The organism is Treponema vincentii, from assembly GCF_010365865.1.
In the GTDB taxonomy this organism is placed as follows: Bacteria; Spirochaetota; Spirochaetia; order Treponematales; family Treponemataceae; genus Treponema.
The window spans coordinates 910,405-926,256 of record NZ_CP048020.1; the positions used below are offsets into that span (position 1 = coordinate 910,405).

The following is a 15,852-nucleotide window of genomic DNA, read 5'->3' on the forward strand; positions in this document are numbered from 1 at the left end:
CGTTGCAGTTTTAAGTCATGTTAGGTTACCCTGCCTAAAAACAGACGGGTGCGGAACCGACCTATAGAATTTATTTCGACCGAAAAAATAATTACACTGAAAAAAGCATTACAAAAGAAAGGTTAAAATAAAACAAAGAAAGATAATTTCAATGATTGGTGTACTGGCTGTAATGGTTAGTGCAGTAGTGTTAATTACTAGTTGTTCGCAACCGAATAGTAATAAGATCAATTCCAGTGATAATGGTAATAGCAACAACCTTAATGGTACTGCATGGTTTGAAAGTGGATATCATATCGGTTATTATTTTCTTGATGGAAAAGTTTATGCCGTAGATTCCATTAAATGGGAAAAGTCTTTTACCGGTACTTATTCAGGTACTAGCTATACATCATATGACGGCACAGTAATATCATTTAGCGTATCAGGAAATATTCTAAAAATAAATAATAGAGAATTTCTACGAGTGACAGACCCCAACACACTTGAAAAAGTTAAAACAGCACCTATTGTGTAGGTATTACTGGAAGCAGAAAGTCAGTATATTATTTTATATGATGAATCACCCCGATGTAGAGCGTCGAGGTATCTATGGCATCGAGCCTATTAAAAAAGTATGCAAATGGATATGCTTATATTTAGCATATTGGAACCACTGACATCCGTGTCGCTTCTTATGTCCATTCGTATATATTCAGCGCCTTCTGCACAAAGCTGTTTTAAAGTCAGGCCTTCCGTACCAATTGGTTTTCATAGTTTCCACTATTTATTTGCAACGTATCTACAGGAATCGCTTACGATATCCGCACCATCCAAGAGCTTCTCGGTCACAGCGATATTAAAACCACTATGGGGTACGCCCACGTCCTAAACCGCGATGGTCGAGGTCAGAATGAGCTATCTGCTATACTGCAAAAGTCTTTAAAATATGATATAATTATCCTTATGAAAGTTTATCTTGATAACTGCTGTTACAATCGACCGTATGACGACCAAAATTATCTACCGATTTCACTTGAAACGCAGGCAAAGTTGCTTATCCAATTGTTTATAACAGAGAAGCGCTTAGAACTTGCTTCTTCGTTCATTTTAGATTATGAAAATTCTTGTAATCCGTATATGGATAGAAAAATTGCTATAAAGAACTTCCTAGACGAACATGTTTCTGATTATGTAGGTAGTGACAAATCAAAAGAAGTTATTACAAAAGCAAAAAAAGTGATGACAACAGGGGTAAAGATGAAGGATTCTTGCCATATAGTTTGCGCCGAAATGATGAAATGCGACTACCTTTTGACTACAGATAAAGGCATGTTGAAATACAAAAGCAATGCTGTGAAATTACTTAATCCGATAGGATTTATAGATTTATTAAACAGAGGTAATGAAAATGATGACTGAAATGATTGCACCGCCGTCGACGATAGAGCTTCTTTCTCGCGGTATGGAATGTCTTGTAGAAGCTATGGGAGTTGTTGAGGCTGAATACTTTATTGCTGCTGTACGAAGGGAACGATTCGATTATACAAAATGGCAAAGCGAGCATTTTGACAAAATGGATTTAAAAACTTTTGTTAACAATGCAAAAACTTATGCTGAAGATATGGGAAAGTAAACTCGTCTAGCACCCGCTTCAAATCAGACATTTGTTTTGTCCCGAATGTTGCTTGTGAGGTCGTTTATAATGCTGTTTATATGCTTAATTTTTGGGTTATCTTTTGAAGTAAACTCGATATGAAGAAACTGACGATCTCGGATACGGTCTTAAGGATTTCTTCAAGCAAACCCACTGGCAGAATCAAAAAATAGGCGAACAGGGACGATACCGCATTGATCCTTCGATTATTCAACACATCCTCCATGAATCCGTTTTAAAGTCAGGTATTCAGAAATCAATCGGCTGCCACACTTTCCACCACTCATTTGCAACGTATCTACCGGAATCCGGTTACGATATTCGCACCATCCAAGAGCTTCTCGGTCACAGCGATGTTTCAATCGCTCTGGTCTATCCTCACGTCTTAAACCGCGGCGATCTAGGCGTTCAAAGCCCTATAGACAGGATGGGGTTTATCCCTTTAGCCTGTTTAGTGAAGATATGTCTAATCAGTCTTTTGCTGCTTTATTCCGGCGAATGTTAAAGTAGAAAGATGTGTTTTTTATTTGACAGAATGTATCAATTATGGTGCATTTTAGATATGGAAGTCGAAAAGAAAATACACGCAGATTTTTTCAAAACAGAGCAAAATAATGAACCTGTACGAGATTTCCTGAAGGCTTTATCTCCAGAAGATAAAAAATCTGTCGGTGCGGATATTATGGCAGTAGAAATGTCGTGGCCAATCGGTTATCCAATGGTTAGAAAACTCGACACTGATTTATGGGAAGTAAGAACTGGTATTTCCGACAAAAGGATTGGCAGAATCATGTTCACTGTAAGCGGAAATACAATGATATTACTAGACCTATTCGATAACTGCGTTGTCGAATAGGTCGCCGAGTTCTAAATCGCACAAATAGCACCCTAAAATGCAACAGTTGAACAAAGTGTGAACTTTGGAAACTGCTGCATTGATGTGCGGAACGCGCATACGTTAATACGCGATGTTTGCGAAGCAAACTCGACGTGTTTTTCAGCCGCGCTATTTCAGCGGCTGAAAATAAACCTACGATTTAGAACATCGCATTTTAAGGTGACCTGTTCAGAAACGGAAGTTTCCGAACAGGTTTACTCTATGCATTTGTAAAAAAGACACAGAAAACTCCAAAAGAAGATATGGAGTTGGGAAAGAAAAGAAGAAACTTGGTTTTAGGAGGTCAAAAATGAATAACGCTTATGTAGGAAGTTCCTTTAATGATTTTCTCGAAGAAGAGGGTCTTGCCACAGATATACAGAACGAGGCAATTAAGCGGTTGATTTCATATAATTTACTAGAAGAAATGCAGAAACAAAATATCAATAAAACTGAAATGGCTAAGAAAATGTCTACGTCTCGCGCTGCATTGGATAGGCTTCTAAATCCATACAATGATTCCGTGACACTTGCAACGCTTACAAAAGCTGCGAATGTTCTGGGGAAAAAATTAGTATTACAACTACAATAAAAACAGAACCCAACACGGTTTTCAAAGCCGACAAATGTGGCTATGCCTGTTTGCAGGTTAAAACAATGTTAGAAAGACTAAAAAAATATATAGTTTTTTAGAAGATAAATGAATAAGCATTAATCTATAATTTACAGAATCTCTTTTCATCTTGACTTTATTAATGTGTGCACTTATACTGTGTTGATAAGGAGCATTTATGAAAAATATAACGCTATCAATTGATGAAACTGTTTTACAGGCAGGGCGAGAATATGCAAAGAGACATAATATCTCCTTTAATTTTCTTGTAAGGAAACTTATTGAGCAAACGGTTGTTACCAATAAAGATTACTGGCTTCATGAGACTTTTTCACTTATGGATACATTAAATGCGGTGTCAAGCGATGAGAAATGGACAAGGGAAGAATTATATCGTGTCTAAAATATTTATTGATACAAACATACTTGTTTATACCCTTGACTCAAAAGATTTATATAAGCAAGCAAAAGCTCGAAAAATAATAGAGAAAGTTGTGAATTTACATCAACCGGTAATATCAACACAAGTACTTAAAGAATTCTATGTAGTTGCAACAACAAAATTAAAGGCAGATCGAATAATTGTTAAAAATATTATACACAATTTTTGCAATATGGAAATTGTTCAAAATGACTTAGAGTTGATAGAACAAGCAATAGATATTAGTGTAATTTTACAATTATCATTTTGGGATTCATTGATAGTAGCTGCTGCTGAGAAAGCAAAATGTGAATGCATTATTTCTGAAGATTTAAACCCGGGGCAGACATATCGTGGAGTAATGGTAATCAATCCATTTAAGGAAGAGTCTTTCTAACACCCGCTGCAACGCTGACAACGAGGATAGGCAAGGTTGCCGGTAAAGCGGTGGTTAGTTATGGTGGCAGGTCACTGGCCTGCTTAATTTTACGTTGATAAATAATGTCGCAGGCGTTTTGTTTTATGGATGAAAATTTGTTTATAAGTTTACCGCCTTATGAAGGATTAAAGTCATATCGAATTATAAAATATGGCAATTTTAAAGAAAAATATCTTTGCCATAATAAGCGTTCGTAGTCGACAAGGCAAGTCTTTGCTTGCGTTTCGGTTTATAACCTTATTGGTTTGACAAGATTTAATACAATAAGGAAAAATAAATGTCTAAAATTAAAATAGCTTTACTACAATTAATGCCAGGGAAGTCTCTTGTTGAAAATATGCATACCGGTATATCAGCTTGTCGCAAGGCAAAAAACATTGGGGCGGATATAGCATTGTTTCCTGAAATGTGGAGTATTGGTTACGAAATACCTAAATCTGTCAATGAATTAAAGAGTAAAGCAATTAGTAAAAATGATACGTTTATACGTTCATTCTCGGATTTAGCGAAAGAATTACAAATGGCTATCGGTATAACATTTCTTGAAAAATATGAGCCACTACCAAGAAACAGTATATGTCTGTTTGATAGATTTGGTAAAGAACTATATACCTATGCAAAAGTACATACATGTTCTTTTGGAAATGAAAAAGCTTTAATGCCCGGTAATGATTTTTATGTATCTGTATTAGATACAGAGCATGGTTGTGTGAAAATAGGTTCAATGATTTGTTATGATAGAGAATTTCCTGAGAGCGCACGAATACTCATGCTTAAAGGTGCAGAAATAATACTTGTACCGAATGCATGTCCAATGGAAATTAATAGAATTTCACAATTAAGAGCAAGAGCATTTGAAAATATGGTTGGCATTGCAACTGTTAATTATCCAAAAGGAAAACCTGATTGTAATGGTCATTCTACAGCATTTGACGGCATTGCCTATAACATTGATGAACCATATTCGCGAGATACATTAATAATAGAAGCCGGGGAAGAAGAAGGAATATATATCGCAACTTTTGATATAGAGGAATTAAGAAAGTATAGAAGTAGAGAAGTTCATGGTAACGCATACCGGCAGCCGACAAAATATACGATTTTATTATCGGAAGAGAAACAAGAACCGTTTATCCGTAAAGATTATAGAAAATCAGTAAACTAGCATCCGCTTTAACTTGACATTTCTGTGTAATGCAGGTTTAACAGACGATGGAATATCCGAAACTATCACTCAATTCATATTTTTTTGAAATAACGGAGGTAAAGAAATGTCAAAATCATTTTATTCGTGGTTGTCGCAGTTTAAAAACGACAGTACTTCTGTAGGAGATCTTGCACGAGATGTAAGGTTTGATAAAGAGTTTCCTCGTCATTCCGATTCCCGTAAATACTTAAGAGATTACCTTGAAAGTATGGGGGCATGTGACAGTACAATGAGCATTTTTGAAGAAGCTTTTAGTCACTATGAGCAAGACGCAAAAAAGTAATTTTCCTCATGACATAGCGTACGATTATTCGTACGCTATGTATTCCGATGGAGGTACGTAAATGACAGCAATGACCGCTACGGCAGCGAGGACTAATCTTTATAATCTCATTGACCAAACAAGAGATTGCCATGAACCGATTATCATTTCCGGCAAAAGAAATAATGCGGTTTTAATTTCAGAAGATGACTGAAATGCTATTCAAGAAACCTTGTATTTGTGTTCTATCCCAGGAATGAGAGAATCTATTATTGAAGCAAGTAAAGAGCCATTGGAAGAGAGCATTAAAGAACTTGACTGGTGATGTGGACAGTAGTTTATTTAAAACAGGCGGCAAAAGATAGTAAAAAAATTGGACTGTCAAATCTAAAACCAACAGTAAAGCATTTAATTGAAGTTATAAAGAATAATTCTTTTGAAAATCCTTCGCCTTACGAAAAGTTAGTTGGAGATTTAACGGGAAAATACTCAAGAAGAATTAATATACAGCATCGTTTGATATATGAAGTTTTGGAAAAAGAACATATAGTTCGTATTCTAAGAATGTGAACTCATTATGAATAAGCCTTGCTCCAGGAAGCCGGTTACGATATTTGTATCGTCCAAAAGCTTCTCGACCACAGCGATGTCTCAACCACTATGGTTTACACCCTCGTTCTCAACCGTGGCGGTCTTGCTGTTCCAAGCCCTATGACAGGATGTGATTTTTATCTCAATTTGGTGAAGATGACCTAATTTACTTGCTGTTTATTTTTTCGGTAGATACTTAGAGTAGAAAGATGTGGCAGTTAGAATCTCAGTTTAGATTGCAAATTAGTGGTTTTATGATATTATAAGGAATAGTCGAAAGGGTGTTAGCAGGACACGCCGCTGGAGTGGAAATTTATAGGAAAAGAAATATGAAGTTGAAAAACTTAAAAATTATTTTTTGGGGACTATGTATCGCATTTTGTGCTTGCGAAAGCAATAAACTTGAAAACACAAAAGCAACAGATACAAGGTTAGCAGAAACAAAAAAAGTGTTAAAAATTGAAAACTACACTTATGAAGAAAATTCGGAAATAATTGAAATCATCAGTGGAATTAATAATAAGAAAACAATTTATATAAAAACCTATGATGATAATCATAATCTTTTGAAAAACTACTGCAAAACAGATGGATATTTTATTGAATATGAGTATAACCGGAATAACCAAGTCGTATATTCAAAAGATAATGGTGGAGACGGACATGAATACTTTTACGAATATGACTCAAATGGCGATATGACATATTTTCATAGCACGATTGGTGGTGAACCATATTTAAATTACCATGCAGAATATGAAAATCATAAATTAGTTCATAGATATAGTCAGGCAGTACTTGGTGAACATCATGAATGGTGGACATATACAGATGACTTTAGAAAATGTACTTATAAAAATTCTCTAAAAGATGGAATTACATATTATGAATATGATTCCCATGGAAATAAAATTTATGAAAAAAGTTATTTAGGTGAAAATTTTTATGCATATGATGATAACGGTAATTTAATTTCGAAGAAAACAATCTATGAAGATGGAAAGACCCATACGACAATTTATGAATATGACACTATGGGCAACAAAATCTCTGAAAAAGACGGTCTTTTTGATACTTATTATGAATATGAATTCTATGACAATGGTAAAATAAAAACTATAGTATCATATAGAAAATCATAACACCGTTTTCAAAGCTGATAAAAACTTTGACACCTCGTTATAAAGAGTAAAAAATCATATATTTTTTTTAGAAAATAAATGGATAACCGGTAGCCTATAATTTCAAAATTCTCTTTTCATCTTGATCTTTTAATGTGTGCACTTAGTAAATGCAGTGTCAAGCGATGAGAAATGGACAAGGGAAGAATTATGCTGTGTCTAAAATATTTATTGATAGTAGCTGCTGCTGCGAAAGACATAAAACAAAACTCATAACAGATATGTTTCAACAGGAGTAGTTCAGTATATTTTGAATCTTCGCCAATATTAGAAAATTAATAATATTCTGATGATTTCAAATTGACAGTATGTCCTCGTACGTATTATAGTGGGCTGGGATGGCGAAAAAACAACTAACTTTTGCGTCTTCTTCAAGGTTGAAGCATTCAAGATAAGGGGAATTACGTGCAAAAGCTTTACTTTTCTAAAATATTCGGAGTCGGCTGTATTATTGCGGCAATTATACTGGCGAGCAGCTGCGTATCACGTCCTGTTGAATATGATATACGAGCATTCGGTGCTGTTGGATCGGACGCCGATGTGTATATAGTTGCTCCGGTTATCGGGAATGAGTCACTTTTAAAAACTCTGTTTACCGCTTTTGTGCCGGAGAGAACCGCTTTGCAGTATTTGAACCGGACATCGGTACTGTATATCGGTGCAAACTACAGGATGCCGCCATCGGTAACCGTTGTTTCGAGCGGTTCTTATCCTGTCAGTTTGGGAGATTTGCTGTTTTCTAAAAAAGACGGTTGGGAAAAACGCCGCGCGGCAGCACTGAACAATCGCACCTATTATTCTTCTGCAACTGTGGATATAGTGGTTCAAGAAAAAATAGCCTTTATGTGCTTAGGCGACAATCAACGGGATTCGACAGCGTTTTTGCAGCGGATAGCCGAGCCTCAGTCCCTGATATTTCCGCCCCGATTTCAAGCCCTGAGTGAATCCGGTGGGGTAGGGGAAATCGGCTTATATGCCCGTTCGGGAGGCTCCGTAGTATCCGCTTTGTTAGGCTTAGAGGATATTGAACTGCCGATACGGTCGATAGAGCTTTATCTGAAAAAGGATATCAACTCAATGTATCGGTGTTCTGCGGTATTTGAGGCAACAGACGCTCGCGCAGCTCTTGTTGTCCGGCTGCTTCTGAGTCATGGTCTGAATGGAGATTTTTCCGTTCAAGACTCTTCTATTTTTGTAGAAAATGCCGATATTACAGAAACAGAGCTCATTACAATGCTACGAGGTATAACTTTGGCTGCTAACATTGCGCAGCCTCGTTAACCGTCAAGTTTTCTACCGAAAACTTACTTATTGTACGCCATTTCTCATTTCATTTTGAAATGGCATAATGCATCGGTTCTCGAGAATTGATATTCTCTCAACTGTTGCGTTTTGAAGAAGGTATAACTTCGGCTGCTAACATTGCGCCGCCTCGTTAACCGTCAAGTTTTCTACCGAAAACTTACTTATTGCATTGGTACGCTATCGCGTACCAATGCAACAGTTTCCAAAGTTGAAACTTTGTTCAACTGTTGCATTTTATGGAAGGTATAACTTCGGCTGCTAATAGAGCGTTTTAATTACTTGATTGATCTGTGGAGGGCTTATGCCTACGTATGACTATATGTGCGATTCTTGCGGAGCTTCTTTCGAGGTACAGCATAAAATGACCGATACGCCTGCTATAGTTTGTCCGCAATGCGGAGCATCTTCTCATCAAGTATTCTCGGCTGGTTTTGGATTAAATTTTACCGGTAAAGGTTTTTATCAAACCGATACGCAAAAAACAGTAGCATCTACAGATGTGAAGAAGGCTGATGTGCAGGGTTCCTCTTCGCAAGGGAAAGACAAAACGGCTCATTCGTGCAGTAGAGGCTGCGGATGCTCAGGCGGCTGTTCGTGTTCAAGCTAAGTATATGAATAAACAACCTAAGTTTTTTTGTGAAAATTGTAATGCAGAAGTTCGTCGTGATGCAGTGATCTGTCCTCACTGTGGCCGTTTTTTTTTGCCTCCGTGCGGTGTCCCAGTTGCGGATTTACCGGAACACATAAAGAGTTTAAAGACGGATGCCCCTCATGCGGCTATGCGTTCACTCCTGATGAGCAAGAGAACAAAAAGAATAATACAAAAAAACTAAAAAAAAAGAAATTCCGTATTGTGCAATACGTCGGACATGAAGCCGATGCCCGCACTGACACCGACCCCTTACCTTTATGGGTATACGGGGTAGTCCTTTTTACTGTGTGCCGCTCTCGCTATAATTTTCTTTCTCCTTTAACGAAATTTTATCTAAAATTTTGCACATTTCTTCAAACAGGCTGGCAAACGCATCAGGCAGAGTAGATAAAAAGCGCAGAATCATTGAGGCTGTGAAACCATTTGAACTGCGAGTGGTTCAACTCTAGTTGAATAGTTTCAATGATTCTGCGGGAAACACGAACATTGTACTTCCTTGTACAATATTCGTGTCAAGTTTTTCTAGCGAAAAACTTGCTGCTGATTAGTATCACCGCCGTCCGTGGCGGATATGAAAAAACGGCCTGATGCGGTTACCCTGGAAGATGTGAAACTTTTGCTTGACTGTTAGCAATTTCGGTTCTATACTTATAGATAATATAAGTGAGGTAAAATGCGTATAGCTAAAGTTTTTAGTTCCATTTTTACCATAATATGATTGTTTGTTGAAACTTATTGAGGAGGAGTTTTATGAGCAAAGAAACCTTAAACCCGTTGGCGAATGCACAGGCACAAGTAAAAAAAGCGTGCGATGCTTTGGGAGCAGATCCCGCGGTATATGAATTATTGAAGGAACCGCAGCGGATAATCGAAATTTCCATTCCGGTAAAGATGGATAACGGTTCTATCAAAGTATTTAAGGGATATAGAGCTGCGCATAACGATGCGGTCGGCCCCTACAAGGGTGGTATTCGCTTCCATCAAAATGTCAATGCCGATGAAGTAAAAGCTCTTTCTATTTGGATGAGTATTAAATGTCAAGTAACCGGTATACCCTACGGTGGCGGAAAAGGCGGTATCACTGTTGATCCTTCCGAATTATCTCAGCGTGAGTTGGAGCAGTTGTCACGCGGCTGGGTACGCGGTTTGTATAAGTACCTCGGTGAAAAAGTAGATGTGCCTGCTCCGGACGTCAATACCAACGGCCAGATCATGGCGTGGATGCAGGATGAATACAATAAGCTGACCGGCGAGCAGACCATCGGTGTATTTACCGGTAAGCCGCTTACCTACGGTGGTTCCAAGGGAAGAAACGAGGCGACCGGCTTCGGTGTTGCCGTTATTATGCGTGAAGCCTGCAAAGCAATCGGTATGGATTTAAAGAAAGCAACCGTTGCCGTTCAGGGTTTCGGAAACGTCGGAAAGTTCACCGTTAAGAACATCATCAAGTTGGGCGGAAAAGTTGTTGCAGTTGCGGAATTCGACAAGAAAGAAGGTACCTACGCAACCTACAAAGAAAGCGGCTTTACTTTTGAAGAATTGAATGAGGCAAAGACAAAAGACGGCAGTTTACTCCATGTTCCCGGTGCAAAGAAAATTTCCCTCGATGACTTCTGGGCATTGAATGTCGATGTTATCAGTCCCTGCGCAATGGAAAATGCAATCAAAGAGCACGAAGCCAATCTGATCAAGGCAAAGCTGATCTGCGAAGGCGCAAACGGTCCCATTACGTTGGAAGCTGATGAGATCCTGTACAAGAAGGGAATCCTTGTTACTCCTGATATTCTGACCAATGCCGGCGGTGTTACCGTTTCTTACTTTGAATGGGTACAGAACCTCTACGGCTACTATTGGACGGAAAAAGAAGTTGAAGAGAAAGAAGAGCGCGCAATGATCGACGCATTCAACCCGATTTGGGCATTAAAGAAGGAAAAGAACGTTTCGTTCCGCCAAGCAACTTACATGAAATCTATCAAGAGAATTGATGAAGCAATGAAGGTAAGAGGCTGGTATTAATCCCGAACTTCATATCTGCCTGAAAATATATGAGAACCTCTAAAAACTTCCATTTTTAGAGGTTCCTATACGGTTAGATAAAAGGGTTTAATCTACAAGGCGTATCGGTTCCTTAAAAAGAAGCCGATACGCCTTTTTTTATGCTAGGCATCCCCGCCGTCGAGGTCGAGTTCTCCGTTGAAGGTTGTTTCCGAAGCGGGCGGCGCGATGTCTTCTTCATCCTCGCGTGCAACCACATCCAAACCGATGAGCTGGTCGGGGCTTTCGATATCGAGGATTTTAACACCCTGTGCGGCGCGTCCCATCACGTTAATAGAAGAAACCTGCACGCGGATGGTTTTTCCCTGTCCGGTGATGCAGACAATTTCGTCATCGTCAGCGACGGCAAGCAGCCCGACCACCTCGCCGGTCTTTTCGGTAATGGTGTACACCTTTTGCCCGCCGGTACCGCGCCCATGCGGAGAAAACTCTGAAAAGTCTACCCGCTTGCCGTAGCCGTTCTCGCTCATCACGAGGAGCTTGCCGCCGTTAATCCGAAGCGCGCCGGTCAGCTCATCCCCGCCGGACAGCCGAATACCGATTACCCCATGCGAAGCGCGTCCTTGATCCCGTATTTCGGTTTCGGAAACGCGGAGCGCCTGTCCGTGCCGGGTTACCAGCATTAGCTCATCTTTACCGGTGGTAAGGATTGCGCTTACCAGCTTGTCCCCTTCGTCCAGCTTAATGGCGATAATGCCGCGCGTTTTGGCATTCTGGAAGCTGTCGGTCTGTACCTTCTTCACGATGCCGCCCGCCGTCGCCATCAGCAGGTATGTGTCGCTACTAAACTCTTTTAAGGACACAATCGTGGTAATTTCCTCGTCGGAAGATACGGCGAGCAGCGACTTGATATGAGAACCGCGGCTTGTACGGCTTGCTTCGGGGATTTCGTGTACCTTAACCCAGTATGCCTTCCCCTCATTGGTGATAAACATAATGTAGTCATGCGTCGAAGCAGTGAAAATCTGGTCGATAAAGTCATCTTCAACCAAAGCTGCCGAATTGGAGCCCTTGCCGCCGCGGTTCTGCCGCTTGTAGGCGGTAACCGGTACCCGCTTGATGTAGCCGAGATTGGAAACCAGCACTACCATCTGTTCTTTTTTGATGAGGTCTTCGATGTTAATCTCTTCTACCTCGTCGCTGACAATATCGGTACGGCGGTCGTCGCCGAATTTTTCTGCAAGCTCATCGGTTTCCTGCTTAATGAGCGCAAGAATCTTTTCAGGATGCGCCAAGAGGTCTTTCAAATGTTCAATCAGCAGTTCAAGCTCCTGTAATTCCTTGCGGAGGTCTTCAATTTCGAGGCTGGTGAGGCGTTTGAGCTGCATATCAACGATGGCCTGCGCCTGTATGTCGTCAAACGAAAACCGCTCCATCAGCGCGTTCTTGGCGCTTGCCGTATCGCGGGAGCCGCGGATAATCTTAATCACCTCATCGATGTTGTCGATGGCGACGATAAGAGCGCGTAAAATATGGGCGCGCTCTTCAGCTTTTTTCAGGTCGAAGCGGACGCGGCGGGTAACAACCTCCTGCCGGTGCGCAACAAAGTAGCCGACCAGCTGTTTGAGCGTCAGCGTTTGCGGCCGCCCATCCACCAACGCAAGGTTAATAACGCCGAAGGAGGACTGCAGGGCTGTCTTGGAAAAGAGCTGATTCAGCACCACCTTTGCGATTGCTCCCCGCTTCAACTCGATAACCAGTCGTAAACCGGCGCGGTCTGAGGTTTCGTCATTGACTGCCGCAATCCCTTCTATCACTTTTTCACGGGCAAGTTCACCGATCTTCGCAACAAGCGCCGTGGTGTTTACCTGATAAGGCACTTCGGTAAAGATAATCGTTTCCTTGCCTTTTTTATCAACTTCGATATTGAACCTGCCGCGGACTAAAATCTTCCCGCGTCCGGTTTTAAACGCCTGCCGGATGCCCTTTTTACCAAAGATAATGCCGCCGGTCGGAAAGTCCGGCCCTTTGATGTACTTGGCAAGCTCATCGATGGTAATGTCGGGATTGTCGATATAAGCGGACACCGCTTGAGCAATTTCGCGTAGGTTGTGCGGCGGCATATTGGTTGCCATACCGACGGCAATACCGCTTGAACCATTCGCCAATAGGAACGGAAATTTGCCCGGCAGAACGGTCGGCTCCTGCGTAGAATCGTCAAAGTTCGGGATAAAATCAACGGTATCTTTTTTGATATCCTCTACCATCGACTCTGCAAGCCGCGCCATCTTTGCTTCCGTATAACGGTAGGCTGCAGGCGGGTCGCCGCCGATGGTACCGAAGTTTCCTTGCGGATGGATTACCGGATACCGGAGGGAAAAATCCTGCCCCAAACGGACAAGTGCATCATAGACGGAGGCATCGCCGTGCGGATGGTAACTTCCCAGCACATCACCGACAATCTTAGCGCATTTGCGCGTCGGCCCTGAATAGCGCAAGTTCTTCTCCTCCATTGAATAGAGGATTCTGCGGTGTACCGGCTTCAAGCCATCTCGCACATCAGGCAGCGCACGGCTCACAATAACCGACATTGAATAGTCTATATATGCACGTTTTACTTCAGTTTCAATCGGAATGGGGATTAACACCCCGCCTTCCGGCGTTTTTATCTCTTCCACGTTTTATGCTCCATTACACATCGAGATTCGCGTACACCGCATTTTCTTCGATAAATTTGCGGCGCGGCTCTACTTCTTCGCCCATCAGTGTGCTGAAAATCCGGTCAGCTTCTACCGCATCGGGCAGGGTTACCCGCATCATCTTGCGGCGGGCGGGATCCATCGTTGTCTCCCAGAGCTGCGTGCCATCCATTTCACCCAAACCCTTGTATCGCTGCACCGCGGGGTTCACATTCCGCCCAATTTCATTCAAAATGCTGTCCCGCTCACTGTCGTCATACACGTACCATTCCTTTTTATTGTAGGAAATTTTATAGAGCGGCGGCATCGCGAGATACACATAGCCGTGCTCAATCAGTTCCGGCATATAGCGGAAAAAGAAGGTGAGTAAAAGCGTGCGGATATGGGAACCGTCCACGTCGGCATCCGCCATAATGATAATCTTATGATAGCGGATTTTATCAAGATTAAAGTCTTCACCGATGCCGGTACCGAGCGTTGCAATAATCGGCTGGAGTTTCTCGTTATTGAGTACCTTGTCGAGCCGAGTTTTTTCGACGTTCAGCATTTTTCCCCACAGCGGCAAAATCGCCTGCGTCTTGCTGTCGCGCCCCTTCTTTGCAGAACCGCCTGCAGAATCACCTTCCACAATGTAGACCTCGCATTTTTCAGGGTCTTTGGAAGAACAGTCGGCAAGTTTCCCCGGCAGCCCGAAGCTGTCAAGGCCGCTTTTCCGGCGAGTTGCTTCTTTTGCCTTGCGCGCTGCGATACGGGCGGTTGCTTCACCGACTGCTTTTTCGAGGATTTTATCGATTTCGGTCGGATTTTGTTCAAAAAAGAGGGTGAGTTTTTCGTTAATGAAGGTGTCAACGATACTCCGCACATCGCTGTTGCCAAGCTTGGTCTTCGTTTGTCCTTCAAACTGAGGCTCGGGAACTTTGACCGATAGTACCGCCGTTAAACCGGCACGTACGTCTTCGCCCATCAACTTTTCTTCTTTTTCCATCTTTTTAGAAAGCTTGGCATTTTTCTTCAAGAATTCGTTCATCACGCGGGTGAGCGCCGTTTTAAAACCTTCGAGGTGGGTACCGCCCTCGCGCGTGTTAATATCGTTGACAAACGAAAGAACATTTTCTTTATAGCCGTCGTTGTACTGCATTGCCAGCTCGACAACGACATCGCTTTTTTCACCGTCGAAATAAATCGGTTCTTTGGGTAGCACCTGTTTACTTTCGTTCAGGTAGCGCACAAAGTGAGAAATACCGCCGTCAAAGGCAAAGGTTACTTCTTTCGGTGTGGAAAGCCGCTCGTCGCGTAGTGTGATGCTGATGGTGTTATTCAAAAAGGCGAGTTCGCGCAACCGGACTGCCAGTACATCAAAGTTATAGGTGGTCGTTTCGGTAAAAATAGTCGGGTCGGCAGTCCAACGGATAGTAGTGCCGCGCTTTTGCGTTTCTCCCCGTTTGGTAACCGGGCCGAGCGGTTCGCCGAGTGCAAATTTTTGCACATATTCAAAGCCATCCCTGCAAACAATCGCTTCCATATTGGTGGAAAGCGCGTTTACAACAGAAACACCGACACCGTGCAAACCGCCGGAAACTTTATACGAACCCTTGTCGAATTTACCGCCTGCATGGAGCCGCGTCAAAACCAACTCCAGCGCGCTCACGCCCTCTTCAGGGTGAATATCGACGGGTATACCGCGCCCGTTATCTTCTACCCTGACGGTATCGTTTTTTTCCAATACGACCAAAATGGTATCGCAATAGCCCGCCATCGCTTCGTCGATACAGTTGTCGACAACTTCGTATACCAGATGATGCAGCCCGTCAGGACCGGTAGAGCCGATATACATTCCGGGGGCGTTTGCGGACGGCGTCCAGCCCCTTTAAAACCGTAATATTTTCCGCTGAATATGAAGGCGTTGTCATGCACTATCCTTAGAGAATAAAATGAAGGGGACCGATAAAAGGGTGATTTTTTAGCGGTATCCTG

Annotated in this window: 17 protein-coding genes and 3 pseudogenes; 18 read left to right on the top strand and 2 right to left on the bottom strand. The window is 41.8% G+C overall.

The genetic code is table 11. The features are described from left to right. Positions 1–151: 151 nt before the first annotated feature. From GWP43_RS04235 to GWP43_RS04320, 18 genes and pseudogenes are all read left to right on the top strand, one after another. Positions 152–517 (top strand): hypothetical protein, encoded by a 366-nt coding sequence (locus tag GWP43_RS04235; RefSeq protein WP_162662959.1) that lies wholly within the window; start codon positions 152–154, stop codon positions 515–517. Between the two features lie 175 nt (positions 518–692). After that, positions 693–888: pseudogene (locus GWP43_RS14500) on the top strand (tyrosine-type recombinase/integrase); the annotation flags it as partial. 57 nt (positions 889–945) lie between these two features. Then, a complete protein-coding gene (locus GWP43_RS04240; RefSeq protein WP_230978022.1) occupies positions 946–1,401 on the top strand; it encodes a hypothetical protein in 456 nt (151 codons plus the stop codon). Beyond that, complete coding sequence (locus GWP43_RS04245) at positions 1,385–1,615, top strand: hypothetical protein (protein WP_230978023.1); 231 nt, start codon at positions 1,385–1,387, stop codon at positions 1,613–1,615. Before GWP43_RS04240 ends, GWP43_RS04245 begins: the two co-directional genes overlap by 17 nt. A 181-nt stretch (positions 1,616–1,796) precedes the next feature. Next, positions 1,797–2,066 (top strand): annotated as a pseudogene (locus tag GWP43_RS04250) (tyrosine-type recombinase/integrase); the annotation flags it as partial. Positions 2,067–2,198: 132 nt separating this feature from the next. Continuing rightward, positions 2,199–2,492, top strand: a complete 294-nt coding sequence (locus tag GWP43_RS04255) for a type II toxin-antitoxin system RelE/ParE family toxin (RefSeq protein ID WP_230978024.1) — start codon at positions 2,199–2,201, stop codon at positions 2,490–2,492. A gap of 206 nt (positions 2,493–2,698) precedes the next feature. Beyond that, complete coding sequence (locus GWP43_RS15390; protein ID WP_330997106.1) at positions 2,699–2,827, top strand: type II toxin-antitoxin system RelE/ParE family toxin; 129 nt, start codon at positions 2,699–2,701, stop codon at positions 2,825–2,827. After that, the gene (locus GWP43_RS04260; RefSeq protein ID WP_162662961.1) at positions 2,824–3,105 is read left to right on the top strand and encodes a helix-turn-helix domain-containing protein; all 282 of its coding nucleotides are present in this window, start codon (positions 2,824–2,826) and stop codon (positions 3,103–3,105) included. Before GWP43_RS15390 ends, GWP43_RS04260 begins: the two co-directional genes overlap by 4 nt. Positions 3,106–3,304: 199 nt before the next feature. Next, the gene (locus GWP43_RS04265) at positions 3,305–3,529 is read left to right on the top strand and encodes a hypothetical protein (protein WP_162662963.1); all 225 of its coding nucleotides are present in this window, start codon (positions 3,305–3,307) and stop codon (positions 3,527–3,529) included. Continuing rightward, positions 3,522–3,944, top strand: a complete 423-nt coding sequence (locus tag GWP43_RS04270) for a PIN domain-containing protein (RefSeq protein ID WP_230978025.1) — start codon at positions 3,522–3,524, stop codon at positions 3,942–3,944. Before GWP43_RS04265 ends, GWP43_RS04270 begins: the two co-directional genes overlap by 8 nt. 319 nt (positions 3,945–4,263) lie before the next feature. Then, positions 4,264–5,151 carry a carbon-nitrogen hydrolase family protein gene (locus tag GWP43_RS04275; protein ID WP_162662966.1) on the top strand — a complete coding sequence of 296 codons (888 nt, stop codon included), beginning with the start codon at positions 4,264–4,266 and terminating at the stop codon, positions 5,149–5,151. 106 nt (positions 5,152–5,257) lie between these two features. After that, on the top strand, positions 5,258–5,476 hold the full coding sequence (locus GWP43_RS04280; RefSeq protein ID WP_162662968.1) for a sterile alpha motif-like domain-containing protein: 219 nt from the start codon (positions 5,258–5,260) through the stop codon (positions 5,474–5,476). Positions 5,477–5,537: 61 nt separating this feature from the next. After that, positions 5,538–5,669 (top strand): type II toxin-antitoxin system Phd/YefM family antitoxin, encoded by a 132-nt coding sequence (locus GWP43_RS15675; RefSeq protein ID WP_230978026.1) that lies wholly within the window; start codon positions 5,538–5,540, stop codon positions 5,667–5,669. 110 nt (positions 5,670–5,779) lie between these two features. Then, a complete protein-coding gene (locus GWP43_RS04290) occupies positions 5,780–6,025 on the top strand; it encodes a Txe/YoeB family addiction module toxin (protein ID WP_203232445.1) in 246 nt (81 codons plus the stop codon). A 350-nt stretch (positions 6,026–6,375) separates the two neighbouring features. After that, positions 6,376–7,188 (top strand): hypothetical protein, encoded by an 813-nt coding sequence (locus GWP43_RS04300; protein ID WP_162662975.1) that lies wholly within the window; start codon positions 6,376–6,378, stop codon positions 7,186–7,188. 444 nt (positions 7,189–7,632) lie between these two features. After that, complete coding sequence (locus GWP43_RS04305) at positions 7,633–8,508, top strand: hypothetical protein (protein ID WP_230978027.1); 876 nt, start codon at positions 7,633–7,635, stop codon at positions 8,506–8,508. Positions 8,509–8,833: 325 nt separating this feature from the next. Then, positions 8,834–9,139 carry an FmdB family zinc ribbon protein gene (locus GWP43_RS04310; protein ID WP_162662977.1) on the top strand — a complete coding sequence of 102 codons (306 nt, stop codon included), beginning with the start codon at positions 8,834–8,836 and terminating at the stop codon, positions 9,137–9,139. A 795-nt stretch (positions 9,140–9,934) separates the two neighbouring features. Further along, positions 9,935–11,200, top strand: a complete 1,266-nt coding sequence (locus GWP43_RS04320) for a Glu/Leu/Phe/Val family dehydrogenase (protein WP_162662979.1) — start codon at positions 9,935–9,937, stop codon at positions 11,198–11,200. 143 nt (positions 11,201–11,343) lie between these two features. On the opposite strand, the gene gyrA is transcribed toward GWP43_RS04320, so the two are convergent. Together gyrA and gyrB are read right to left on the bottom strand one after the other, a co-directional pair. Then, the gene (gene gyrA, locus GWP43_RS04325; RefSeq protein ID WP_162662980.1) at positions 11,344–13,857 is read right to left on the bottom strand and encodes a DNA topoisomerase (ATP-hydrolyzing) subunit A; all 2,514 of its coding nucleotides are present in this window, start codon (positions 13,855–13,857) and stop codon (positions 11,344–11,346) included. Positions 13,858–13,870: 13 nt separating this feature from the next. Then, positions 13,871–15,788 (bottom strand): annotated as a pseudogene (gene gyrB / locus GWP43_RS04330) (DNA topoisomerase (ATP-hydrolyzing) subunit B). Positions 15,789–15,852: the final 64 nt, after the last annotated feature.

Excerpts from the sequence above, each read along its gene's own strand:
- GWP43_RS04235 (WP_162662959.1), top strand. The coding sequence starts at position 152 with ATGATTGGTGTACTGGCTGTAATGGTTAGTGCAGTAGTGTTAATTACT.
- GWP43_RS04240 (WP_230978022.1), top strand. The coding sequence starts at position 946 with ATGAAAGTTTATCTTGATAACTGCTGTTACAATCGACCGTATGACGAC.
- GWP43_RS04245 (WP_230978023.1), top strand. The coding sequence starts at position 1,385 with ATGAAAATGATGACTGAAATGATTGCACCGCCGTCGACGATAGAGCTT.
- GWP43_RS04255 (WP_230978024.1), top strand. The coding sequence starts at position 2,199 with ATGGAAGTCGAAAAGAAAATACACGCAGATTTTTTCAAAACAGAGCAA.
- GWP43_RS04260 (WP_162662961.1), top strand. The coding sequence starts at position 2,824 with ATGAATAACGCTTATGTAGGAAGTTCCTTTAATGATTTTCTCGAAGAA.
- GWP43_RS04265 (WP_162662963.1), top strand. The coding sequence starts at position 3,305 with ATGAAAAATATAACGCTATCAATTGATGAAACTGTTTTACAGGCAGGG.
- GWP43_RS04275 (WP_162662966.1), top strand. The coding sequence starts at position 4,264 with ATGTCTAAAATTAAAATAGCTTTACTACAATTAATGCCAGGGAAGTCT.
- GWP43_RS04280 (WP_162662968.1), top strand. The coding sequence starts at position 5,258 with ATGTCAAAATCATTTTATTCGTGGTTGTCGCAGTTTAAAAACGACAGT.
- GWP43_RS15675 (WP_230978026.1), top strand. The coding sequence starts at position 5,538 with ATGACAGCAATGACCGCTACGGCAGCGAGGACTAATCTTTATAATCTC.
- GWP43_RS04290 (WP_203232445.1), top strand. The coding sequence starts at position 5,780 with ATGTGGACAGTAGTTTATTTAAAACAGGCGGCAAAAGATAGTAAAAAA.
- GWP43_RS04300 (WP_162662975.1), top strand. The coding sequence starts at position 6,376 with ATGAAGTTGAAAAACTTAAAAATTATTTTTTGGGGACTATGTATCGCA.
- GWP43_RS04310 (WP_162662977.1), top strand. The coding sequence starts at position 8,834 with ATGCCTACGTATGACTATATGTGCGATTCTTGCGGAGCTTCTTTCGAG.
- GWP43_RS04320 (WP_162662979.1), top strand. The coding sequence starts at position 9,935 with ATGAGCAAAGAAACCTTAAACCCGTTGGCGAATGCACAGGCACAAGTA.